At 60.4% G+C, this 22118-nt stretch carries 25 protein-coding genes, 1 tRNA gene and 2 pseudogenes; 11 read left to right on the top strand and 17 right to left on the bottom strand.

All coding sequences use genetic code 11. The features are described from left to right. Both ilvB and hemH read right to left on the bottom strand, forming a co-directional pair. Nucleotides 1-1445 (bottom strand): biosynthetic-type acetolactate synthase large subunit (gene ilvB / locus ACGVJ8_RS10805; protein WP_392347995.1); only part of this gene is annotated, 1445 nt, incomplete at its 3' end. 56 nt (nucleotides 1446-1501) lie between these two features. Then, nucleotides 1502-2677, bottom strand: a complete 1176-nt coding sequence (gene hemH, locus ACGVJ8_RS10810) for a ferrochelatase (protein WP_392347997.1) — start codon at nucleotides 2675-2677, stop codon at nucleotides 1502-1504. A 72-nt stretch (nucleotides 2678-2749) separates the two neighbouring features. On the opposite strand from hemH, the gene ACGVJ8_RS10815 reads away from it, so the two are divergent. From ACGVJ8_RS10815 to cobO, 3 genes are read left to right on the top strand one after another with little or no spacing between them, the layout of a single operon-like run. Next, entirely contained in the window at nucleotides 2750-3904 is a 1155-nt protein-coding gene (locus ACGVJ8_RS10815; protein WP_392348042.1) for a site-specific integrase, read from the top strand. 35 nt (nucleotides 3905-3939) lie between these two features. After that, entirely contained in the window at nucleotides 3940-4572 is a 633-nt protein-coding gene (locus ACGVJ8_RS10820; protein WP_392347999.1) for a methyltransferase domain-containing protein, read from the top strand. Nucleotides 4573-4594: 22 nt separating this feature from the next. Then, nucleotides 4595-5260 carry a cob(I)yrinic acid a,c-diamide adenosyltransferase gene (gene cobO, locus ACGVJ8_RS10825; protein WP_392348001.1) on the top strand — a complete coding sequence of 222 codons (666 nt, stop codon included), beginning with the start codon at nucleotides 4595-4597 and terminating at the stop codon, nucleotides 5258-5260. An 18-nt stretch (nucleotides 5261-5278) separates the two neighbouring features. Here cobO and ACGVJ8_RS10830 read toward each other — a convergent pair whose 3' ends face one another. Further along, entirely contained in the window at nucleotides 5279-5473 is a 195-nt protein-coding gene (locus ACGVJ8_RS10830; RefSeq protein WP_114988539.1) for a hypothetical protein, read from the bottom strand. Between the two features lie 83 nt (nucleotides 5474-5556). Between ACGVJ8_RS10830 and pyrH the strand changes: the two genes are divergently transcribed. From pyrH to ACGVJ8_RS10845, 3 genes are read left to right on the top strand one after another with little or no spacing between them, the layout of a single operon-like run. Further along, complete coding sequence (gene pyrH / locus ACGVJ8_RS10835) at nucleotides 5557-6270, top strand: UMP kinase (protein WP_392348003.1); 714 nt, start codon at nucleotides 5557-5559, stop codon at nucleotides 6268-6270. 39 nt (nucleotides 6271-6309) lie between these two features. Next, nucleotides 6310-6858, top strand: coding sequence for a ribosome recycling factor (gene frr / locus ACGVJ8_RS10840; protein WP_392348006.1), 549 nt, complete (start codon nucleotides 6310-6312; stop codon nucleotides 6856-6858). Between the two features lie 8 nt (nucleotides 6859-6866). Further along, nucleotides 6867-8000 (top strand): NAD(P)/FAD-dependent oxidoreductase, encoded by a 1134-nt coding sequence (locus ACGVJ8_RS10845; protein ID WP_392348008.1) that lies wholly within the window; start codon nucleotides 6867-6869, stop codon nucleotides 7998-8000. A 14-nt stretch (nucleotides 8001-8014) separates the two neighbouring features. On the opposite strand, the pseudogene ACGVJ8_RS10850 reads toward ACGVJ8_RS10845, so the two are convergent. The 8 genes and pseudogenes from ACGVJ8_RS10850 to ACGVJ8_RS10885 all read right to left on the bottom strand — a co-directional run. Next, a pseudogene (locus ACGVJ8_RS10850) lies at nucleotides 8015-9253 on the bottom strand (FAD-binding domain-containing protein). Nucleotides 9254-9306: 53 nt separating this feature from the next. Beyond that, a complete protein-coding gene (locus tag ACGVJ8_RS10855) occupies nucleotides 9307-9708 on the bottom strand; it encodes a PucC family protein (protein ID WP_392348010.1) in 402 nt (133 codons plus the stop codon). Then, nucleotides 9674-10114, bottom strand: coding sequence for a PucC family protein (locus ACGVJ8_RS10860; RefSeq protein ID WP_392348012.1), 441 nt, complete (start codon nucleotides 10112-10114; stop codon nucleotides 9674-9676). Before ACGVJ8_RS10860 ends, ACGVJ8_RS10855 begins: the two co-directional genes overlap by 35 nt. Next, nucleotides 10111-10317, bottom strand: a complete 207-nt coding sequence (locus tag ACGVJ8_RS10865) for a PucC family protein (protein WP_392348014.1) — start codon at nucleotides 10315-10317, stop codon at nucleotides 10111-10113. Before ACGVJ8_RS10865 ends, ACGVJ8_RS10860 begins: the two co-directional genes overlap by 4 nt. Nucleotides 10318-10444: 127 nt before the next feature. Then, nucleotides 10445-10621, bottom strand: coding sequence for a hypothetical protein (locus tag ACGVJ8_RS10870; protein ID WP_392348016.1), 177 nt, complete (start codon nucleotides 10619-10621; stop codon nucleotides 10445-10447). 136 nt (nucleotides 10622-10757) lie between these two features. Beyond that, nucleotides 10758-10946 (bottom strand): hypothetical protein, encoded by a 189-nt coding sequence (locus ACGVJ8_RS10875; protein ID WP_392348018.1) that lies wholly within the window; start codon nucleotides 10944-10946, stop codon nucleotides 10758-10760. Nucleotides 10947-11133: 187 nt separating this feature from the next. Next, nucleotides 11134-11334, bottom strand: a complete 201-nt coding sequence (locus ACGVJ8_RS10880; protein ID WP_392348020.1) for a hypothetical protein — start codon at nucleotides 11332-11334, stop codon at nucleotides 11134-11136. Between the two features lie 46 nt (nucleotides 11335-11380). Continuing rightward, nucleotides 11381-12705 (bottom strand): annotated as a pseudogene (locus tag ACGVJ8_RS10885) (phytoene desaturase family protein); the annotation flags it as partial. Between the two features lie 44 nt (nucleotides 12706-12749). Here ACGVJ8_RS10885 and ACGVJ8_RS10890 point away from each other — a divergent pair. Further along, nucleotides 12750-13289 carry a rhomboid family intramembrane serine protease gene (locus ACGVJ8_RS10890; protein WP_392348022.1) on the top strand — a complete coding sequence of 180 codons (540 nt, stop codon included), beginning with the start codon at nucleotides 12750-12752 and terminating at the stop codon, nucleotides 13287-13289. A 2-nt stretch (nucleotides 13290-13291) separates the two neighbouring features. Here the strand turns inward: ACGVJ8_RS10890 and ACGVJ8_RS10895 are convergent, their stop codons facing one another. Continuing rightward, nucleotides 13292-14023: a peroxiredoxin-like family protein gene (locus ACGVJ8_RS10895; protein ID WP_392348024.1), complete on the bottom strand. Its 732-nt coding sequence runs from the start codon at nucleotides 14021-14023 to the stop codon at nucleotides 13292-13294. Between the two features lie 84 nt (nucleotides 14024-14107). Here ACGVJ8_RS10895 and ACGVJ8_RS10900 point away from each other — a divergent pair, with 84 nt between their 5' ends. Together ACGVJ8_RS10900 and ACGVJ8_RS10905 are read left to right on the top strand one after the other, a co-directional pair. Then, complete coding sequence (locus ACGVJ8_RS10900; RefSeq protein ID WP_392348026.1) at nucleotides 14108-14506, top strand: hypothetical protein; 399 nt, start codon at nucleotides 14108-14110, stop codon at nucleotides 14504-14506. Between the two features lie 490 nt (nucleotides 14507-14996). Further along, nucleotides 14997-15233 (top strand): hypothetical protein, encoded by a 237-nt coding sequence (locus tag ACGVJ8_RS10905; RefSeq protein ID WP_392348028.1) that lies wholly within the window; start codon nucleotides 14997-14999, stop codon nucleotides 15231-15233. Nucleotides 15234-15903: 670 nt separating this feature from the next. Here ACGVJ8_RS10905 and ACGVJ8_RS10910 read toward each other — a convergent pair. From ACGVJ8_RS10910 to ACGVJ8_RS10925, 4 genes are all read right to left on the bottom strand, one after another. Then, the gene (locus ACGVJ8_RS10910) at nucleotides 15904-16029 is read right to left on the bottom strand and encodes a hypothetical protein (protein WP_392348030.1); all 126 of its coding nucleotides are present in this window, start codon (nucleotides 16027-16029) and stop codon (nucleotides 15904-15906) included. Further along, nucleotides 16026-18629 carry an aminopeptidase N gene (pepN, locus tag ACGVJ8_RS10915; protein WP_392348032.1) on the bottom strand — a complete coding sequence of 868 codons (2604 nt, stop codon included), beginning with the start codon at nucleotides 18627-18629 and terminating at the stop codon, nucleotides 16026-16028. Before pepN ends, ACGVJ8_RS10910 begins: the two co-directional genes overlap by 4 nt. A 180-nt stretch (nucleotides 18630-18809) precedes the next feature. Further along, nucleotides 18810-19220: a cAMP phosphodiesterase gene (locus ACGVJ8_RS10920; RefSeq protein WP_392348034.1), complete on the bottom strand. Its 411-nt coding sequence runs from the start codon at nucleotides 19218-19220 to the stop codon at nucleotides 18810-18812. Nucleotides 19221-19325: 105 nt separating this feature from the next. Next, a complete protein-coding gene (locus tag ACGVJ8_RS10925; RefSeq protein ID WP_392348036.1) occupies nucleotides 19326-19913 on the bottom strand; it encodes a hypothetical protein in 588 nt (195 codons plus the stop codon). A gap of 108 nt (nucleotides 19914-20021) precedes the next feature. Between ACGVJ8_RS10925 and ACGVJ8_RS10930 the strand changes: the two genes are divergently transcribed. Further along, nucleotides 20022-21173, top strand: coding sequence for a histidine kinase (locus ACGVJ8_RS10930; RefSeq protein ID WP_392348038.1), 1152 nt, complete (start codon nucleotides 20022-20024; stop codon nucleotides 21171-21173). 47 nt (nucleotides 21174-21220) lie between these two features. Next, nucleotides 21221-21293 (top strand) — tRNA-Glu (locus ACGVJ8_RS10935). Between the two features lie 172 nt (nucleotides 21294-21465). Here the strand turns inward: ACGVJ8_RS10935 and ACGVJ8_RS10940 are convergent. Further along, a complete protein-coding gene (locus ACGVJ8_RS10940; protein WP_392348040.1) occupies nucleotides 21466-21987 on the bottom strand; it encodes an SRPBCC family protein in 522 nt (173 codons plus the stop codon). Between the last annotated feature and the right edge of the window lie 131 nt (nucleotides 21988-22118).

A 22118-nucleotide genomic window follows, 5' to 3' on the forward strand; every position in this document is an offset into this window, starting at 1 on the left:
AGGCCATAGGCCGCCAGGGTTCCCAGCTCTTGAATGTTCATCAGGATGCTGGCATCACCCGCGATGCACACCACCTGACGATCGGGGCAAGCCACCTGGGCGCCCATCGCAGCCGGCATGCCAAAGCCCATGGTGCCGAGACCGGCACTACTGATCCAGCCCCGGGGCCCGTTGCGCAGATACTGGGCAGCCCACATCTGATGCTGGCCCACATCCGTGGTGATGATGGCATTTGGGGCCAACTCGCGCACGGCCAGCAGAACCTCTTGGGGGAAGAGGGGGCCTTCGGTGGGAGGAACGGTGAGAGGATAGGTCTGTTTCCACTCGGCGACGCGCGCCAACCAAGGGGCCGTGCGGGGTTGCACTTGCTGCTGCAGGCTCAGCTCCACCAACCGCGCCACACTCAGTCCCAGATCACCCAGCACCGCCACGTCAGGGCAGCGGGCCTTACCGATTTCGGCCGGGTCAATCTCAAAGTGAATCACCCGGGCCCAGGGGGCAAAGGTGTTTAGCTTTCCGGTGACCCGATCGTCAAAACGGGCGCCAACAGCAATCAGTAGATCGCATTCGGTGACGGCGAAGTTGGCGTAGGCCGTGCCGTGCATGCCGAGCATGCCCACCGAGAGAGGGTCGTTTTCATCAAAGGCACCCTTCCCCATCAAGGTGGTGGTAACGGGGATTTGGTAGCGCTCGGCAATCACCCGCAGGCTGTCGTGGGCACCGGCTGAGATCGCACCACCGCCCACATAAAGCAGAGGACGCTCTGCCTCCGCGATCAGCTCAAGCGCCGACAGGATCGGTTCATCCCGGGGGGGCTGAGGCTTACGGAAGCCTTTGGGAACAATCGATCCTGGTTCAACCGGCACATAGTGGAACATGTCCTGGCCGACATCCTTCGGGATGTCAATCAGCACAGGGCCCGGACGACCACTGGCTGCAATCAGAAAAGCCTGGGCAACGATAGAGGCGAGATCCGCCGGATCACGCACCACCCAGGAATGTTTCACGATCGGCAGGGTGATGCCGAAGATGTCGGTCTCCTGGAAGGCATCGGTGCCAATCGCAGGACGCGGCACCTGGCCGGTGATCACCACCATGGGCACCGAATCCATCTGGGCGGTGGCGATGCCAGTCACCAAGTTGGTGGCACCGGGACCAGATGTGCCGAAACAAACGCCCACCTTGCCAGTGGCGCGGGCGTAGGCATCAGCCGCGTGGGTGCCGGCCTGCTCATGCCGCACCAGGATGTGCTTCACCCAACCCTCTCTTTCAGCGATGTGAAGTGCGTCGTAGATCGGGAGAATCGCGCCGCCGGGGTAGCCGAAAATCGTGTCGACGCCATGGCGCCGCAACGCATCCATCAGGGCTGCCGCCCCAGACATTATCTGCCCTCCGTGACCGGCCTGCTGCACAGTGACGGCCGAAGACGCTGAGGTGAGAGTCACAGAGGCGACGGGTCAATCACCCTCAAGATTAAGGGCCCGAAGCGCCCCTGGCTGGATCAGAGCAATCCGAGCGCATGCAGCGGCCCTTGACCACTGATCAGCTCCAGCAAAAAGGCCGAAAAACCGACCATGGCCAGACGGCCGTTCCAGACCTCAGAACTGTTGTTCCAACCCCATTCCCACTTTTCCTGGGGATAGAGCTTCACCTTGTTAGGCAGCTCCGCCGCCGCATCGAGACTCACTTCAGGGCCCTGCAGGCTGGTGGCCACGAGATCCGCCAAGCCTTCGATAAAGGGGGCGTAGGTATCGAGAGCGCGCACCCGGCGGAAGTTCACCACACCGGCTTCGGTGGCCAACTCCCGGTATTCGATGTCGATTTCCTCAAGCGTCTCAATGTGTTCGCTGACGAAGCTGATCGGCACCACCACCAGATCGTTGGTCTTCGCTTGGCCCAATTCCTCAAGGGCCTCCTCGGTGTATGGCTTGAGCCACTCCACCGGGCCCACACGGCTTTGGTAGGCCAGGGTGAAGGGGTTGTCGTGGCCCATCTGAACGGCCAGCTCCTTCATGATCAAACCGGTGCAGGTTTCGATCTCTTTTTGATAGGGGTCGCCAGCTTCTTCGACGTAGCTCTTCGGAACACCGTGGGCACTGAAGAAGACATGGGCCTTCGTGGGGTCGTCGCTGTTGCGGACCTCTGCAGCGATCAGCTCGGCCATGGCCTTCACATAGCCCGGATGGTCAAACCAGCTGCGGATACAGCGAATCGGCAACTTTTCAAACGCGGGATCCGCCTGACGCAGGCGCTGCAGCTCGCGGAAACTGGATCCACTCGTGCTGATCGAGAAATGGGGGTAGAGGGGAAGCACCACCACCTCATCCATGCCGTCGGCCTTGATGTCCGCCACTGCGGATTCGGTGAAGGGGTGCCAGTAGCGCATGGCCACGTAGCTGGTGGCATCGATGCCGCGCTGACGCAGCAAGCTCTGAAGTTCTCGGGCCTGCTGCTCGGTGATTCGTCGCAGCGGTGATCCGCCACCGATGGAGCGATAGGCCTCCTGCGACTTGCCACTGCGCAGGGTGCTGATTAACCAAGCCAGCGGTTTCTGTAGCGCCGGGTTGGGTAGCCGAATGATCTCCGGATCGGCGAATAGGTTGTACAGAAACGGTCCAACGTCCTGGATACGCTCCGGGCCACCCAGATTCAGCAGGACGACACCGACGCGAGACATACCGATCAGAACGGTTTTCGGGGGTTGAGCGTAGCCGCCATGGACGCGATCCTTGGTTCCAACGACACATTTATGGAGCTCAAAAGTGCGCTGGAGACCGCCAATGCGCAGCTGGCGGCACGGGGGTCACGCCTGCGCATCGAACAGCGGGGACGACGCCTGAACCTGCGGGGGTCTCTGCCGTTGCGCGGGGATCCGAGCCGGAACGGATTGCAACGAATCAGCCTGGGGCTGATGGCCGATCCAGCCGGACTGGATCAAGCCCTCAGCACTGCCGCCCTGGTGCAGCTGCAATTGAAGCAGCGCAGTTTTGATTGGATGCTCTGGTCGGCCCCCACATCGGCAGCCACGCCCCAAGGGCGCTCGATCAGTATCCAGACCGCCATCGAAGCCTTCGAAGCTGCATTTTTTGCCGACCCGCGTCGACGCCGTTCCCCAGCGAGCAGTCGCACCACCTGGACCAGTGCTTATTTGCCCTACCTCAGGCGACTGGCGCGTCAGTGCGGTAATCAGCCGCTTGAGCCAGCCCTGCTGATGCAGACGCTGACCAGTTACGACGACGGCAGCCGCAGCCGACAGCAGTGCGCCACGGCCCTCGCCGCCCTGGCCCGGCACCTGGAGCTGCCCTTGCCGGAGGACTGGCGCCAGGAGGCCGGCGGCTACGGCCTACACCGGGCCCGCTTCCGCCAGCTGCCCACCGATCCGCAGATCCTGGAGGCCGCAGGCCGCATCCCCAATCCACAGTGGCGCATGGCCTTTGCCCTGATGGCCACTTACGGCCTGCGCAACCACGAGGTGTTCTTCTGCGATTGCTCCTCCCTGGCACAGGGTGGGGATCAGGTGTTGCGGGTGCTACCGACCACCAAAACCGGTGAGCACCAGAGCTGGCCTTTCCACCCTGACTGGGTCGAGCGCTTCGGGTTGCAGGAGCTGGCAGAGAACCCGGCCGCTCTGCCGGCGATCCAGACCGATCTGCGTCGCACCACCTTGCAGCAGGTGGGACGGCGAGTGAGTGAGCAGTTCCGCCGCTACGACCTACCGATCACCCCCTACGACCTGCGCCACGCCTGGGCGGTGCGCACCATTCACGTCGGCCTGCCGGACACCGTCGCCGCCAGGATGATGGGCCACTCAGTGACGATCCACACCCGCACCTATCACCACTGGATCACCCGGCGTGACCAGCAGCAGGCGGTGGATGCAGCTCTGGCCCGGCAACCGGCCTGACAACAACCTGTCTGCCCTTTTTTTGCACATCAACGATGACGCCGTTTCTGAGGCCACTGGCCTACCGCTACCGCTGGATTTACGATGTGGTTACAGCGGTGTCATCGCTGAGTGTGGGTGGGGTGGAGCGCCTGCGGGGCCTCGGGCTCGAGGCGTTGCAGCCCCATCTCAAGCCCGGCGCAGCGGTACTGGATCTCTGCTGCGGCAGTGGCGAAGCAGCGGCCCCCTGGCTGGCGGCGGGCTACGCCGTGACGGGGCTCGATGTCTCCCCCCGCGCCCTGGATGTCGCCGCCCAACGCCACCCCACTCTGGAGCGGGTGGAGGGACTGGCCGAAGATCCGCCGCTGGCCGATGCCAGCTTCAGTGCCATTCAGCTGAGCGTGGCCCTGCACGAATTTCCCCGCAACGATCGAGAACGGGTGCTGCGCAGTGCCCTGCGGCTGCTTAAACCAGGCGGCTGGTTGGTGCTTGTGGATCTGCATTCAGCCGGAGCTTGGCTGAAGCTTCCCCAACAACTGTTTTGTGCCCTGTTTGAAACCGACACCGCCACCGCCATGCTGGAGGACGACCTCCCTTCCCAGCTGGAGCAACTCGGGTTCAGCAGCGTGAGCCAGGAGCTGCTGGCGGGACGGGCCCTGCAACGCATCACTGCCACACGGCCTCGATAGAACCAACAACGCCCCTTCTTCCATGAGCACGAACGACCTCGATCAATCCGTCGCAGAGCTGGGCATGGGGGGCAAGCTCGCCCCCGAAACAGACGACGCCGGTTATCGCAAACGGATGGAGCGGCGCCAACAGGTACAAAAGCAACGGGTGGAGGAACGCAATAAAGAGAAGGGGCTGGTGCTGGTGTTCACCGGCCAGGGCAAGGGCAAAACAACCGCCGGGCTTGGGCTAGTGCTTCGCACCCTTGGCCATAGCGAGCGTGTGGCGATTGTTCAATTCATCAAGGGGGGCTGGGAGCCCGGCGAAGCACGGGCACTGCAGGCCTTCGGTGAGCAGGTGAGCTGGCATGCCCTGGGGGAAGGCTTCACATGGGAAACCCAGAACCGAGATCGGGATCAACAACTGGTGGAGGCGGCCTGGCAGACGGCCCTGAGCTACCTGCGCGATGCCAGGGTGAAATTGGTGCTGCTTGACGAGCTGAATGTGGCCTTGAAACTGGGCTACATCGAGGCCGGTACGGTGATCGCCGGATTGAACGAGCGACCGGAGCTAACCCACGTGGCGGTGACCGGCCGAGGCGCCCCAGCCGAGCTGGTGGAGCGGGCCGATCTGGTGACGGAGATGACCCTGGTGCACCACCCCTTTCGCGAACAGGGGGTAAAGGCCCAAGCGGGCATCGAGTTTTAAGAGTTGAACAACCCAGCCTTAGGCAGCTTCAGCCGCCTCGAGATCGTCCTGCAGATGACGGGTGGCCGCGGTAAGCACCGAGAGCCCACTCACCAGCAGAGCGCGGTGCACCACAGGCTCACGCCAACAGTCCGGATCCTGACTGGCCCGTTCCAGGGCTGAAAGCGTGAGACGGGCCATCACACCGCTTTGGGTGGCATCGGTCTCTGGCATCAAACAGCCGCGGTTTCCCCATCCAAGCGGCGATCAGAGGCTTGTGCCAGTGCTTGCTACTGTCAAAAGGATCTGGACTGTAGATGACCTACACACGCGTCCTGCTGAAACTCAGCGGCGAAGCTCTGATGGGATCTCAGGGCTATGGCATCGACCCCGCCATTGTTCAGTCGATTGCCTCCGACGTGGCCAAGGTGGTGGCCAATGGCACCCAACTGGCGATCGTCGTGGGTGGCGGCAACATCTTTCGCGGCCTTAAGGGTTCTGCCGCGGGAATGGAACGAGCCACAGCTGACTACGTCGGCATGTTGGCCACGGTGATGAACGCCATCACCCTCCAGGACGGGCTCGAGAGAGCCGGCGTTCCCACCCGGGTGCAGACCGCCATCGCCATGCAGGAAGTGGCGGAGCCCTACATCCGCCGTAAAGCCATTCGGCACCTGGAAAAAAACCGGGTGGTGGTGTTCGGCGCCGGTTGCGGAGACCCTTTCTTCACCACCGACACCACCGCTGCCCTCCGGGCCGCAGAGATCAATGCCGATGTGGTGTTCAAAGCAACCAAGGTGGATGGGGTCTACGACAAGGACCCGGCTCAGCACGCCGATGCGGTGAAGCACGCTCAGCTCAGCTATCAGGATGTACTCAGCGGCGAGTTAGGGGTAATGGACAGCACCGCCATCGCCCTCTGCAAAGACAACAACATCCCGATTGTTGTTTTCAACCTGTTTGAACCTGACAACATCGGTAGAGCCGTGGCCGGGGAACCGATCGGCTCCCGCATCGGCGACCCCGCCTAACAACACCTCCCAGTACGCACGCCTCCTCCCCTAGCAACCATGTCGACCCAGGACCTCGAAGCCAGCATGCGCAAGTCGGTAGAGGCCACCCAGCGCAACTTCAACACGATCCGTACTGGCCGGGCCAATTCCTCCCTGCTGGACCGCATCATCGTGGAGTACTACGGCACTGACACACCGCTGAAGTCGCTGGCCACCCTATCGACCCCGGACTCCCAGACAATCCAGATCCAACCGTTCGACATCAGCGCCCTGGCCTCTATCGAAAAAGCGATCGCAATGAGTGAGCTGGGCTTCACCCCCAACAACGACGGCAAAATCATTCGCATCAACGTGCCGCCCCTCACCGAGGAACGCCGCAAGGAGTTCTGCAAATTGGCGTCGAAGTACGCCGAGGAAGGCAAGGTGGCACTGCGCAACCTGCGCCGCGACGCGATCGACAAGATCAAGAAGCAGGAAAAGGAGGGCGACTTCTCCGAAGACCAGAGCCGCGATGAACAGGACGGCGTTCAGAAAACGCTCGACAAGTTCATTGGTGAACTCGAGAAGCACCTGGCCACCAAGGAAGCCGACATCCTCAAAGTGTGAGCAACGGAGTGGATCGGACCCGCGATGTTCTGATCGTCGGGTCCGGGGCCGCGGGAGGTGCCGCAGCGGTGCATCTCGCATTAGCGGGCCATGACATTCTGACGATTGAGCGCGACGCCGAGCCGCGGATCAAACCCTGCGGTGGTGGCATGGCGGCCTCAGTTCAGCAGTGGTTTCCCTTTTCCTTGGAGCCAGCGGTGGAGCAGGTGATCCGTCAGGTGGATTTCAGTTGGTGCCTGGAAGATCCGGTGGTGGCCGAGTTGCCAGGGGATGCACCGTTCTGGATCGTGCGCCGCGAAACGCTGGATCAACTGCTCTCAGATCAGGCCATTCAGGCTGGGGCTGAACGTCTTTCAGGCGTTGAGGTCAATGGCATCCGTCGCCATGGAGATGTCTGGCAAGTGACGGCAACCGATGGACGCCATTGGCAGGGGCGGGCCATGGTGATCGCCGATGGTTCGGGGTCCCCTTGGCCCCAACGGCTCGGCCTGGGAGCGAAACAACCCCAGATGGCCACCACCATGTCGGTGAGGCTCGAGGGCCAGGGAAATCTCAGCGATGGCACCACACGCTTTGAATTCGGCCTAGTGAAACAGGGCTTTGCCTGGGCCTTTCCCCTCGCAGGTGGTGTGAACATCGGTGTGGGCAGCTTCATCGGCAAGCAGGATGCCGACCCGGAGCAGGTGCTGGCTCAGCTGTTGCCGGATCTGGGCTTCGCCGCCGATGCCGGGATCCGTCAACGGGGGCAACTGAGGGTGTGGAACGGCCATCACCGTCTTGATGGCGACGGCATTGTGGTGGTGGGCGATGCAGCATCGCTGTGCGACCCCTTTTTGGCGGAAGGGCTACGCCCCGCCCTGATGAGTGGCTGCGAGGCGGCTCGACATCTGGCGCAATGGCTCAATGGCGACAGTCGAAATCTGCGGGGCTACAGCCGCAGCATGCGGGAGCGCTGGGGTGAGTCGATGGCCTGGGGTCGGCGCATTGCGCAGGTGTTCTATCGCTTCCCCGGTGTGGGGTATCAGTTGGGGATCAAGCGGCCCACCGCACCACGGCGGATTGCTCAGATTCTCTCCGGGGAGATGGGCTACGGCGACATCGCCCAACGGGTGATCAAACGGCTGTTGCTGCAGCGCAACTAAAGACCGAGACTGAGCTACTTGCTGCCGTTGTCGGGTGGCTGGGGTTTGCGCCAGCGGCGGCGTGCCCCCACCGGCTTCAACCCCGCCTTACGGGAGCCATGCTTGCGCTGAATCGCATCGGCATGGCGATCAAAACCGGCCAATCGACGAATCTCCCAGATGCGATCTTTGGCGTCCTGCATCGATGCGGTGACATCAACAATCGGTGGTGGCATGCAACCACCCAGCATCCAGGGCTCATGAATGTAAATCGTAGGCACATCCTTGGGTTCAGGGCACCACTGACGGATGAACAGCCCCCTGGGGATCGTGGCCCATGCCCTGCTTGATCGGGTTGTAAATCCGAATCGTGTTGATCGAGGTTCTGCCCGACTGCATCTGGCACTGGTTCCAGTGAATCCCCGGTTCGTAATCAACAAACTGGAGGGCCAGATGCAGGCTATTGTCCCTCCAGGGAAGCCAAAGCTTATAGCTGGCGAAGGACATCAACATCGCCCGCATGTGGAAGCTGATCCAGCCATGGGCCCGCAAGGCGCGCATGCTGGCATCCACAAAGGGAACACCAGTGCGACCGGCTGTCAAACGCTCGACATCCGCCTCGCGAATGCCCCGTATGAAGGGATGGAAATCGCCGAATTCAATCGCCGGCTGATCCTCCAGCTTCTGAATAAGATGGCAGTGCCAGTGCAGCCGTGATTCAAAGCTGCTGACGCAGCGGCCGTTGTTGGTACGGCTGGTCTGCAACACCTCCCGCATCGAGAGACAACCCCAGGTGCGATACGTCGAAAGCCGAGAACAACCGGTGAAGGCGGTGTTGGGGCTCGAGATCGCCCGTTGATAGCGCTGGGCACGGTGATGCGGAAAGTCGCTCAACTCCCTCAGGCCGATCGAACGCCCACCGATCTGACGCTGCGGACACGCATCCGAAAGCAGGTCTTAACAGGGGCGCTCTGGGATCATACGAGGATCAATGCCCTCCAGGCGTTGCAACACATCCGGCGCTGGTGTGATGGGCTTCGTCATCTGAACCTTCCAGCGTTTAGCCCAGCCATTGCGGCTGCGCATCCGGCGCGTTTGTCGCGCTGATACGTCCAGCTGTTGCCGGTTTCCTCGTAGCTCCATAGCCCATCGATGCCGAACTGACGCCGGTCCCGCTCCAGCGCCTGCACCACATCACCGGCGCGCACCACCAAAGGCCGGTGATCAACGATGCGCAGATCACGCTTGAACCAGACGATCTGCAGCGCTTCCATTCACTGCAATTGAGAAAACCCGGTTCTAGTGGATCCGGAGCTCCAGCCAAGATTCAATCCACCGCCATGTCCATGGCATCTGTAAAGCGGGTTTTAACCGTGTTGAGGAAACCCACCACATCCAAACAGCGCGTCATCAACGCGGAACCAAGGGAACAAACCATCTGCAGGGCAAACACGCCGCCATAAGCCGCGAACAAATCACCACCGTTCCAGGCTTTGAGCAAGGAAAACAGCCCGCCGCCACTGATGGTGGCCAGGCCGCAGGAATAGGAATAGCCCGCGCCCCAAACACCAAGCAGAAAGCCGGTGCTGCCGGGTTGCACAAAGCTGAACATCAAGGTGAGGCAGGCATTCATGCACACCCCCAGCGACAGGCCAAATAAGGCCACTGCAATGCGCAGCAGGGGGATGGACTGCTCAAGCATCAACAGCAACGCCAACGCAGCCAGCACCGCACCCACCCGGGCCAGCAGAGAAGCCCAGGGGGATCAACACATTCAGTGATGTGGTGGGACAAACACTCATGCCAAAGACGGCGGCGCCATAGGGCTTCAACACCGCATCGTTGAGTGACATGCTGAAAGTGAATAGGCACAGCACCCCAAGGAAGCGTCCGGACTGGGGGATGAACCGCAGCTGCAACAGCAACTGGGGCAAGGCCAACCGCTGGGGAACATCGGGGGCTTCCGACTTCACAGGCGTCTTCAAGCCTGTGATGCGGCGCTCCACGCCGAAAACCGACACCACCCCAAGCCCCAGCAACAGCAGTGGCGTCACCACCGACAGACGCTCCAACCCAGCCAGCACCGATGTTTGGCTGGCATCGGACCCACAGGCACTGCCGAACACCTGATTCACCAGAACACTCCCAGCAAAACCCCCAGAAAACCCATCCCCCACGCCGCCGACAACACCCGCGCCCGTTCAGCTTCCGTGGTGCGATCCGCGATCAGGGCTGAAAACGCCGTACCGCCAGCGGCAATCGCGGTGCCGATCCCCACGAAAGCAAGAATCAACAGGCCCATCAGCGGCGCATTCAGCTCACCGCCAGAGGCCTCCATGCTGGTCGCCTACTGCAGCACCAGCTGGCAGGCCATACCGAACAACAGGGCACCAAGGAGCTGATCACGATGAAGGGCGTGCGCCGCAGCCGGGGCTGAGGGGGATGCGATCGGAACGATGGCCGAACTAGGCGTGGATGAACCCCATCAACTGCTGACCACCAACGGCCAAGGCCGCCAGCACCGCTGGGACCTGGATGTCATGAATCAACAGACAGTTCAACAGGCCCAGGATCAGAACACCAAGAATCCCCAGGCTGAGCTGAAACAAACCCAAACGCAGACCAAGCGTCAGCGTGCCCAAGACAGAATTTCAAAAACCCCAGGAAATTATCACCAGACATCAAAAAATCGATCGTCATTTGTTCGCCGAGGTTGTCGCCGAAGCCCGGCAGCACTTCCGCCTGCGCCTGAACCACAATTTCCACAGGGAACAGAATTCAGCTCAGCACTTCCTCAACGTCCTGTAGGGCGGCACCCATATGCCGCCCTACCGCCACCAGCGTAACGGTTCCGGCACAGGCTTCGAATGCTTCCTGGTGCTGCAGGGCGCCATCGGGCTGCTGCTGTTCAACAGTCAGGGCGATATCCAGTAGCTGCTTCATCTCAGCGCCAATAGCCCCACCCATGGCATTGAGGTGGCAGAAGATCAATTCCACACCCTGGTGGCTCTGGAGGCCGATAGCGTGATTTTCGAGCTGAAACAGGGGCCCTATCAGCCCGCTTAAGACAAGGACTTCCTCAGCGGCTTCCCTCAGGAGGGCACAACGGAGGCCGCCAAGTCAGGAGGCTCAGTGGCGCGACCTGCTCTCAGGATCAGGCCCGACGTAAGGCTTCACGGGAGCGCTGCTTCTCGTCCAGAAGTTCCCCCTCCAGCTGCTCGATCAAACGACTCACCAACGCCTGAAATTCCGGTTGGCAGCCACGAAACGCCGCTTTGTGACGGATCGGCTCGTTGCGCATGCGCAGATCCGTGAGCATCAGCTGCAGCGAATCGATCCGAGCGTTGGAAGTCATGGACTGCGTCAGCGTTCCAAAATGAGGTTATGACGCAGCTGCTCCAAAGCTCCAGCTCCCGCAGCAGACTACTTTGCGTCTTCCGCGGCCGAGGACGGCATGGACCGCCATGGCACCACTCGCCGCCACAGGGGGGATGCCGATACCGGGGAAGGTGCTGGCACCACAAAGCCAGAAATTGGCGAGGGGCGTCGTCACACCAGGGAAGAGCCGTTCCGCCGCTGAAAGGGCAGGGCCATAATTACCTTGATGAACATTGAGGAAATGGCTGTGGGTCAGCGGCGTTCCCTCCATGATCAGCTCGCAGCGGTCGCGGATATCGGGAATACGGCGTTCCAGCACCCGCCAGAACACAGCGCATCGCTCCTGCTTTCTCTGCTGATACGTCGCACTGTCGCGCTCCAGATCAACCCAGAACTCCCAGGATTCGCTGGCCGGGGTGTAGGCATGCAGCACATGGCGACCGGTCGGTGCCATCGAGGGATCCAACACCGACGGAATCGACAACACCACGGCATTGTGTTCGGCATCGACCCACGCTCCCAGTCGTCGACCCACACGGTGTGGATCGGTAGATCCTCCAGCCCAGAGGCATCAAAGCTCAGATACAGATGCAGGAAGCCGTTGCAGGCCGGTGTGGCCTGGCGCTGACGCTGCCACTTCGGCGCCAACGGGGTAGTCGAGATGGGCTTCCGGTTCGAACCATTCGCCGAACAGCGTGGCCATAGCTGCAGCATTGGTGTCTCCCATCGGCATGCCGCTGATCAAAAAGGAGAGCAGATCTACCCAATGGCGCAGGAAGGGATCGCTGAGGTAACGATCCACCAGGGGCCCAAAGGAACCGGAGAGGTGACGCATCGCCGCAAGGTGCGGCAACAGGCGCCCCCCACGCTTCAGCAGTTGCGCCATGCCATCAACCCCAGGCCGCAGGGCCAGCAAGGGCAAAGCATCGGCAGCGGCGACAATCGGCTGGAGCGCCTCCACAAAACGCCGCCATTAAGCGGCCGCCTCGGGGGAGCGCAGGCTGCGCACCACAGCCTCAAAATCGTCGTGCCCAACGGCGATGCGTAGATCCCCTTCCGGCAACAGCATATCCCAGGTGCGATAGGGAATCACCTCCACGGTTTGCCCCAACGCGCGCAGCACCTGGGCCAGGGGATTGCTGCTGGGCCAACGCCCCAAGCCACTCCAGAGGGATGGACCGGATTCAAAGTGATAACCCTGGCGTTGAAAGCCATGGGCGGCCCCACCGGGTTGATGATGGGCTTCCAGCACCAGCACCTCGCGGCCGGCGCGGGCACACAAACCTGCGGAACACAGTCCACCGATGCCGCTGCCGATCACCAGAACGTCTACGTCGCTTCTGATCATCCGCCCAGCATCCGCGTCATTGTTGTGGTCATTGGTGCAAGACGATGCGCGTTCGACTGCTGCTTCCCCTGCTGATCCTGGCGTTGGCCTGGGGGCAGGAGCTGATCGACCAACTGATCTTTGCGGGGCAGTGGAACCTGCCGATGGGCCCGGATCAACCGTGGTGGGGGGGCATCACAGCGCCATTCAGCCATGCCGGCTTCGGGCATCTGATTTCCAACAGCTTGGCGTTTCTGCCCCTGAGCTGGCTAGTGCTCAGCCGGGGGATGCGCGATTACCTGAGCGTCTGGCTGTCGGTGCTGCTGATCAACATTCCGGTGGCCCTGTTCTGGCCGGCCCGCAGCCATGGACTCTCGAGCGTGGTTTACGGACTGCTGGGCTACCTGCTGCTGATCGGCTGGTTGGAACGTCGCATCTTGTCCATCGTGCTGGGCCTGGTGGCGTTCTGGCTCTACGGCTCAGCCCTGATCGCCTTGATCCCCGGCGTTTCACCCGCCGGCGTCAGCTGGATCGGCCACAGCGCAGGGTTCATCGGCGGCTTGGTGGCGGCTCTTGCGGTGTATCGCGAGCCCTCCGCCGGTTGAGCTCAGCCCTCAGACAGGACCGCGTCAAGAAACGCCAGGGGACGTTCCATGGTAGCTGAGTAGCCGAGCAGGCTTTGATCGCGGTGGCAGTAGATGACGCTGTCATCGGCATCGAGCAGCACGGTGGCGCCTCGCTGGGTGATGTAGTCGTCACAAGGCACGTAGGTGCGCCAGTTGCTGAGCACTTCGTTCATGTTGCGCAGACGCTTGGTGGCGAGCTCAAACGGTCGCTGGAAGCCCGCACCACCGGCCTGGCGAAACAGAGCACCCCGGAAGCGTGGCAGAGGAAACGCTTCAACCCACTCCTCGTCGTCAAAGATCTGGGCAGCCGAGCGATCCCCGGTATAGCCGCGCAGCACCTCGCGCAGGGTGCCCGGCGAGCCCACGCCGACGCACATCAGCAAAAAAACAGGCCATGGCCCACCGGGAAGCTTCAAGCCGGCCTCCAACCCCAGGGACTGATGCAACACCGGTGATGGATCGGCGATCAGCTGCTGCAGGGGAAACCCGGTGAAAGCGGCGAAGCGCTCGGCACTGGCGGCGTTGCCGATGCCGAACAGCTGAATCTTGACCCCAACCGCCGCCAACTGGGGAAGCATTGGCACCAGCGCCTGGGCGTACTCGATTGAATCGAAATCCCCCAGCTGACCCAGAACAACAACAAGGCGCTTGCAGCCGCTCTCCATGCCGGCAACTCCGGCCAGCCGTTGCAGCAGTGGTTTCAGTGGAATCATCCCGACAGGCTGACATTTCGCCTCCGAGAACGTGGATGGCGCTTGCGCACCGCCTGAGAGACTCAAATCAAAAAAAGGGAGAAGGTGGGCAAGAAATCTGGCTTCACAAGTGCTGAGATCGAGGAGATCAAACGTCTGTATCTGCAGGAAGGGCGCTCGATCCTCCAGATCCCTAAAATCCTGGGCAAAGGCAGTGAAAATTCTGTGCACAACGCGCTGCACAAAGCGCGGGTCAAGCATGCCCCCGAAGAACGCACTAAGCTTGAGCGATTCAAGCCAGAGCAGGTTTTTGGCAACATCACCCTTTTAAAGCGACTCAAGAAAGCCAAAAAACTGAAGTTCCATGCCCGCTGTTCCTGTGGCTATGAATTTGACGTGGATCCATTCCGGCTGACGCTACCGGAACACCACAAAGACAGAATTTCTGCATGCCAACGCTGCAACAAAGCGCAAACAGAGGAACGCTCCAAGCCTCAAGTCTGAGAGAATCAATCAAGGAAAGTTCAACAGCATGGGAAAACCAACAAAATATTTCACTCGTTTCGCAATAGCTAATACAACATCCCATAACTCGCATTAACCTCTTTTCGCTGTCAGTATCAGGCGCAGAGAACAGAACTTGTATTAAGCTGACGCAGCCTTAACAATGGCTAAAGAAAAAGGCATCAAGCTGAACCTTGCGGCTTTTTTACGACGACGTAGAACTCAAAAAGTTTTTATGCCTCCCTATTCACTCGGTGGAACTCACTTCTTGGGCAACAAATATGCAAAGACAGAAGCAGTATCTGTGAGGCCAACAATCCAACTGAAATACATGGGGAAAAGCTATCGCGCTGAGCAAATCAAATCCGTTCGCAATTCCGTTGCTCTGAACCTATCGCGACGTCTCCTACTCCAAAGCCTGAGAAGGCGTTGAGCTTGGGCCCTGACAACGTAGCCGGCATGACACCGCAGGATCGGCAAAAATGGCGCGATGAGACTTCTGATCACAGCCCTGATCGCGTCCAGCGCTTTGGCCTGGCCGGCAAAGAGTGCGGAACCGATCCCCATCGTGGTGGTTCCCTTTGATGCCGCATGGGGATCGCGACTTCTTCCCGTTCAGCCCGCTGCGTTGTTGCCGCCACCTCCACTCCCTGGACGGAGTACAGCCAGTGAAGCCAACGCTGAACCGAGGCCGCAGCGCCAACGCTGGTGCCGCGGTGGCTGCTGAACGCAGCACGGCTGTCACCTGGACGCGTTCTGTGTAAACCGAAGGGAGAAGCACTCCCATCGGGTGCTAAAAATTGCGACGTGTGGCTCTGTTTATGGCCAGCCTGCTTTTGGGGTCCACGGCTCTGGCGGGCGGCAAGCGAGCCAGAGCCCAAGGGCCTTCTGAGCAATCCGCCACCGCCGAGGCGATGCGGGTGATCCTGACAGGGGCAACGATCACCGACACACGCTGCAAAAGCATTGATTTGGGAGCCAGCAGCCGCCATCAGTGCACCATCCCTACAGCCCCTGAGATGATTGATGAAAAGCTGGCGTGCTGCGTGTTGGACCCTGGTCTTATTGGGGATCCCGTCTGCAGAGCGCGCCGAATTTGATCAGTGCCGCTTGATCGATCAGGTGCTGAATTGCCTGGGCAACGCCATGGCGATCAACCGGTTAATCATTGCTGGCCCAACAGAACGAGAGCTACCGGCGCACCAAGCGCCAACGCTCCACAGCCGGCTGCGACGGCTGGGAACGGGACTGACTGACGCGATGACTGTCTGCCTGACTCACTGACGCCAGGCAAGCTGGTGAAACGCTAATGGAAAGATTTTGGCCGTCACCGTCTGCCAGAACTGCGGAAGCCGCCGGTTTCGTGCCGACCGATCCATGGCCGGTCGGTTGGTCTGTCAGAACTGTGGCCTTGCGGCCGGAATCCGAGCCGTGCGGTCTACACCGCGCACCAGCCGGCGCAGCAACACAAAATGCTGGCTGGTGATCCTGCTGATCGCGATCATCGTACTGGTGGTGGTCATATCGTGAGCAGCTTCACCACCTCGGCCGTGTTCGCCGACAAGGGCTTGGCGTCCAACTGGTCGATGGCCTGACGCATGACCATTTGGCGCTCGGGGCCGTAACTGCTGCAGCGGCTGAACACCTTGGCCATCCGTGACGCAGTGATCGGATTGCGGGAATCGACCGCTGCAATCTGCTCCGCCATGAACCGGTAACCACTGCCATCGGTGGCATGAAACGCCTGAACATTGGCGGTAAACCCACCGAGAACAGCGCGCAGGGAATTGGGCGCCAGGGGATCGAAGCGCGGGTGCTCCCAAAGTTGTTGAACCCGCTCCAACGCGTTGGACCTGGGAGCTGATGCCTCTATCGCAAACCAGGCGTCCAGGATCACAGACTTGTCTTGCCAACGGTCGTAGAACAGCGCCATCGCCTGCTCACGCTCAGCGCTCTCCTGCGGCAGTAAGGCCCGCAGGGCTCCCCGCGCCAGGGTCATCGAGGGTCCAGAAACCGCCGCCAAAGCTTCCGCTTGAACCGTGGAATCGCCCGCCGCGGCAAGCCAGCGCCAGGCCAAGGCCGTCAGGGCACGGCCGCCCTGGCCAGTCGGCCAAGCCAAGGTCCAGTCAGCCCGGGCCAGCTCCAGGAGTCGGCGCAGGGACGACTGCAATTGAACGCCTATCTCCTGGGTCCACGCCCGGAAGGCTTGATCCAGCGCCAGCGGATCCACCGGGGATTGCAACGCCTCCAGTTCCGCCATACCCGGCAGCGCCAGCAGCACCGCCAGGTCCATGCCATCACCACCGTCGTAGGCGCAGATCCGCTGATCGAGGGCCTGAATCAATGCCGCTTCCACCGCAGGCTTCGGCTGTTTTTCAGCCCGCGCGAACAACACCTGACGTGCCAGGCGCTGGGCCGCATCCCAGCGGCAGAAAGAGTCATCGTCGGAAGCCAACAGCTGCAGGCACTCCTCCAGCGGCTGCTCCAGACGCACGTGCACCGGCGCCGAGAAGCGACGCAGCACTGACAGGGCAGGGGGGGTGTCGCCGGGCTGGCCCTGCAGGGTGATGCTGGCGCGCTCAGCCTCCATCACCAGCAGCTGCTCTTCACCAACACGGCCTTGCTCACCCACCAGGGCCATAGCAACCGGCAGCACCAGGGGTAGTTTGTCCGCTTGCCCCGGCGTCGGAGGCGTCGCCTGGCACAAGTCGACCGTCAGCTGACCCAATTCGGGGTTCCACTGCCGATCAATGCTGAGTTCCGGAGTTCCTGCCTGGTGATACCAGCGCTTGAAGCGTTCCAGATCAAATCCAAGCGGCTCGCCCTGGCTGGTGGCGCCATCGGCGATCGCCTGAATAAAGTCTTCCGTCGTGGCGGCCGTGCCATCGAAACGTTGCACGTAAACCTCCATTCCCTTCATAAACCGCTCGGGTCCCAGCAGGGTGCGCAGCATGCGGATCAATTCCGCACCTTTTTCATAGATGGTTGTTGTGTAGAAGTTATCGATCGCCTGGTATTCCACTGGCTTCACCGGGTGCGCCGTGGGACCAGCGTCCTCACGGAATTGAGTGTTGCGCAACATCGCAACATCCTCAATGCGCTTCACCGCTTCCGAATGCAGATCTGCGGTGAAGCATTGATCACGGAACACCGTCAGGCCTTCTTTAAGCGACAGCTGGAACCAATCCCTACAGGTGATGCGATTTCCGCTCCAGTTGTGAAAGTATTCATGGGCAATCACACTTTCGATGCGTTCCAGTTCGGCATCGGTGGCTGTTTCCGCATCAGCCAAAACAAGCTTTGAGTTGAAAATATTCAGACTCTTGTTCTCCATCGCGCCCATGTTGAAGTGACGGACGGCAACGATGTTGTATTCATCAAGGTCGTATTCAAGATTGTAAACCGATTCGTCCCACTGCATGGATCGTTTCAACGAGGCCATGGCATGGGCCGTGAAGGGTTCATCCCCTTCCTTCACATGCAAGCGCAGGGTGACCTGCCGGTCCGACGCCGTTGTGTAGTGATCACGAATCTCCCTGAGGTCTCCGGCCACCAGGGCGAACAAATAGGAGGGCTTGGGGAAAGGGTCATCCCAAGTGACCGCATGACGATTAGCACCAACGGATTCCTCCTGAACCGCATTGCCATTGCTCAGCAGTACAGGGCAGCTGCTGCGGCTGGCCTCAATCCGCACCTGCCATCGGCTCAGCACATCCGGACGATCGGGGTGAAGGCTGATGCGCCGGAATCCTTCAGCCTCGCACTGGGTGCTCAGCAGACCACCACTGGCATACAAGCCTTCGAGCGAGCTATTGGAGTAGGGGTCCAGACGGCAACAGGTCTCGAGCACAAACGGCTGGCCCGGCACGTTGGGGATGGTGAGACGTCCGTCGGTAAAGCTGTAATCCTCAGGCTGCAACGGCGTCTGGTCGATCGCCAGGGATTCGATAGCCAGATCAACGCCGCACAGTACCAACAGCTCACCGGGCAGACGCGGTTCAAGGCTGAGCCTGGACGCAACGACGACATGGTCATCCTGGATGTTCACGTCCAGGGCGATGGCGGGGAGTTCAAAAGCCCATGGCGTGTAGTCCGCCAGACGAATCGAAGCAGCAGCAGTCATGGCCTAACGACACGAGCACCGAATGATCCTGACGGACGAACCTCAAAACCGAGACGTTTCAGCCAAGACACTTCTGCCAAGAAGCCAGCTTTCAAACAGCAGAAGACGACAGAACATATGAACAAAAAAACGTCTGACCTGATCGGCCAGACGTTAAAAAGAATGAAGACTGAAGAGAAATTATTTTTTGGCGGGCTTCAACGAGGCAGCAGCTTTTTCAAAGCGTGTTTTTTCTGCTGCGGGGACTGATTTAGGGCAGAACTTCAGCGCACCGCCAACAATCATGAATCCTGCATTATTGAGAAATTGCTTCTCAGGCAAGGGGGCTTTAGTGCCGGGAAGCAAACCACCGTGCTTGCCGTAGATCACATGCAGGTGACCGGCGAGAGCCACGGCCAAAGACTTGCTGAAATCGATCTTCTGCGCCCTTGCCTCACAGAAAGTGGCAATCGACATCACACCGTAGGTGTTGACCTCTGTGGCTGTGGCAGGAGTGGGGTTGTCCTTGGAGGCCTGAGCCAGGGCCGTTGCGGGTGACAGCAAGGGGGCAGCCAGCGAGAGAGCTACGGCAGCCAATGAACGACGAATCACCTTGGTTCCCGGCAGCGTCAATTTTTCGCAATTTACCGCCCATGCCGAGGCTGGCCGGAGCTCAGGCGCGGTTGTTGAACTGGGCCATCAGCACAACGGCGCCGTTCAGTCGTCCTCGATCAGCGGCAGGGGATCGGACATTCGAATCTCGTGATGGTGCTCAACGATCGAGAGATCACCGTTCTCCCAACTGTAGATGGCGCGGTAGCGGTAGCGGTCCTGATCGACAAGGCGAATGTGCTCGAGAATGTCCCACTGCTGGTGGTGGGATTCGAGGATAGTTTCGTGCTCATCCACCTGACGCAGCCGGGTGCGCACCGGGTCTCCCGTGAGGTAACCGCGACTTCTTTGGAGTTGATGGCCCCACAACGTGGCTTCCATCACGCCACTGCGCTCAAACCAAGGCTTGCGGGCAAAGAATTCGTCGGAATGCTGATCTTCCTGATCAGACCACCAGCTGAAGCGGTAGCGGCTCTCACCCGCCTCGGGGTGTGTGAACGCCTCCATCTTCAGGTTCATATCCAAGTGGAGAACCTGGTCGTCACTGAAGGTGTATTGCCGCCGGGAACGCCACAACCCCAAATTGCGGCTGAACCAGCGGCGTAGGTTGCTATCCACCTGAATCGAAGGCTGGGCAGCCACTCCGCTGGGAACGGTCAGAGGAACACGGTTTTGCGCGGAAAAAAGCGACATGGACCGCGTCAATGACGCAACGGAGTATTCCTGTTCGTCTTAGCGCTGCTAGCGGTGCAGTCAAAAACCCATAAGGTGAGCCTCGGTTTTTGCTGTCTTGCAGTCCGCGTGGTCAAGGACGCTCCCAAGACACGGCAAACGCTGGAGCTGTTGCTGGTGGCGGCTCGACATCACCTGTCGGGTCAGGACCTCCGTTCCCTGGTGCAGTTCCTGGAACGGGAAGACCTGGGGTTCAAAGTCACCCTGCAGGTTGCCGATCCCTCCCAGCAACCTGAACTACTTGAGCTGCATCGCCTCGTGGTAACGCCTGCGTTGATCAAACTATCGCCGAACCCGAAGCAGGTGTTCGCGGGAAGCAACATCCTTCAGCAACTCAAAGGATGGGTGCCCCGCTGGAAACAGGATGGGGTGGTGAGCGGCCTTGGCCTCAGCCTCAGGCCGACCGAACTCGATGGCAGTCGCACCCAAAAAGAACTCCAGCTGGAGGATCAGCTGCTGGTGCTACGCCAGGAGAACGAAACGCTGATCGATCGCGTCAGCGCTCAGGAACGGCTGTTGCGCATGGTGGCCCATGAACTGCGCACCCCACTCACGGCAGCGGCCTTGGCCCTGCAAAGCCAGAAGCTGGGCCAGATCGATATGGATCGCTTTCAGGACGTGATCACCCGCCGCCTGCAAGAGATGGAGGCGCTGTCGAAGGATTTGCTGGAAGTGGGAACCACCCGGTGGGAAACCCTGTTCAACCCACAGCGGCTTGACCTGGCCAGCGTTTCAGCCGAAGTGATCCTCGAGCTCGAAAAATTGTGGCTGGGTCGCAACGTCGAAATCAAAACCGACATTCCCGCTGACCTGCCCAAGGTCTTCGCCGATCAGCGCCGCATGCGCCAAGTCCTGCTGAATCTCCTGGAAAACGCCCTGAAATACACCAACGACGGCGGGCACATCTCGCTCACGATGCTGCACCGCACCAGCCAACGGGTGGAGGTGAGCGTTTGTGACAGTGGCCCGGGCATTCCGGAAACGGAACAGCAGCGGATTTTCCTGGATCGGGTGCGGCTGCCGCAAACCTCCGACCAAACCACCGGCTACGGCGTGGGGCTGTCGGTTTGTCGACGCATCGTCGAAGTGCACGGCGGCAAGATCTGGGTGGTTTCGGACCCTGGCGAAGGTGCCTGCTTCACCTTCACGGTGCCGATCTGGCAAGGACAAGGTGTCGAATGGGGTCAAGCTGTCTTGACGGAGGGTCCGACCAAGCCCTAGTGTCCACAAGTGATCAGGAGCACAGACTGCTCGCTGATTACGGCCTCGCCCCCATCGTCTAGAGGCCTAGGACACCTCCCTTTCACGGAGGCGACAGGGGTTCGAATCCCCTTGGGGGTATGACGTAATCACCAGACCCGTTTTGATGATGAATCGAGTACCAATTCAATCGTTTTGAGACGCTTTTCAGGTCCCAGATTGTTGAAGGAGCTTTGAAATCGCTGCTCACTTGCTATTCGATCAGCCCCAACTGAACCTGGGCTGAGGTCAGACGGCCAACCGAGTTTCTCTTTCAGCTGTTTCTGCGATGTGCTTCCTGCACAACGGCGTTGAGGTTGCTGGAGAGATCGTCCCGCAGCCGGTCCTCGATGAGGCCGATCGGCATGCCAAGACAGCCTTGAACCGTCAGCTCATAAAGCAGTGAGCTGCCATCGGGACGCTGACGGATCTGCCACGACCCTTCAAAGCGTCGGAAATCCCCTTTCACCATGCGGAACTGCAGCAGTCCGTCCTGGCGGTATTCCGTCAGTTCCAACTGAACCTGGGCCGAGAAACGAAGTCCCAGAAGCTGCTGACTGCCCACCTGTTGGAGGCGTACGGTCTGCCCCTGGCGCTGAATCAGCTCACTGGTGCTGAGGTTGGGAATGAAGCGGGACAGGTTCTCGTAATCCGTCAGCACATCCCAGAGCATCTGAACAGGCAGTGGAGATTTGAGTTCAGCTGCCAGACGCCGCGTCCCATGGGGTAGCCGCTCCATGGTCTGCTCGATCGCAGTCCCTGAATCTTCGGAGGTTTGAAGCCCTCGTCCAAACATTGTCTGGGGGAAAACCAAAAGAGACGCCGAGATGAGGGGCTAAACCCGAGGATCTTAATGAGGTCGCCCGGATCACATCAGATTCTGTTCCGAAGAGCAACCTTTTTGTGTGAAATCAAAGGCCACGCCTA

Origin of the sequence: Parasynechococcus sp., from assembly GCF_042954245.1 — a bacterium.
Taxonomy (GTDB): domain Bacteria; phylum Cyanobacteriota; class Cyanobacteriia; order PCC-6307; family Cyanobiaceae; genus Parasynechococcus.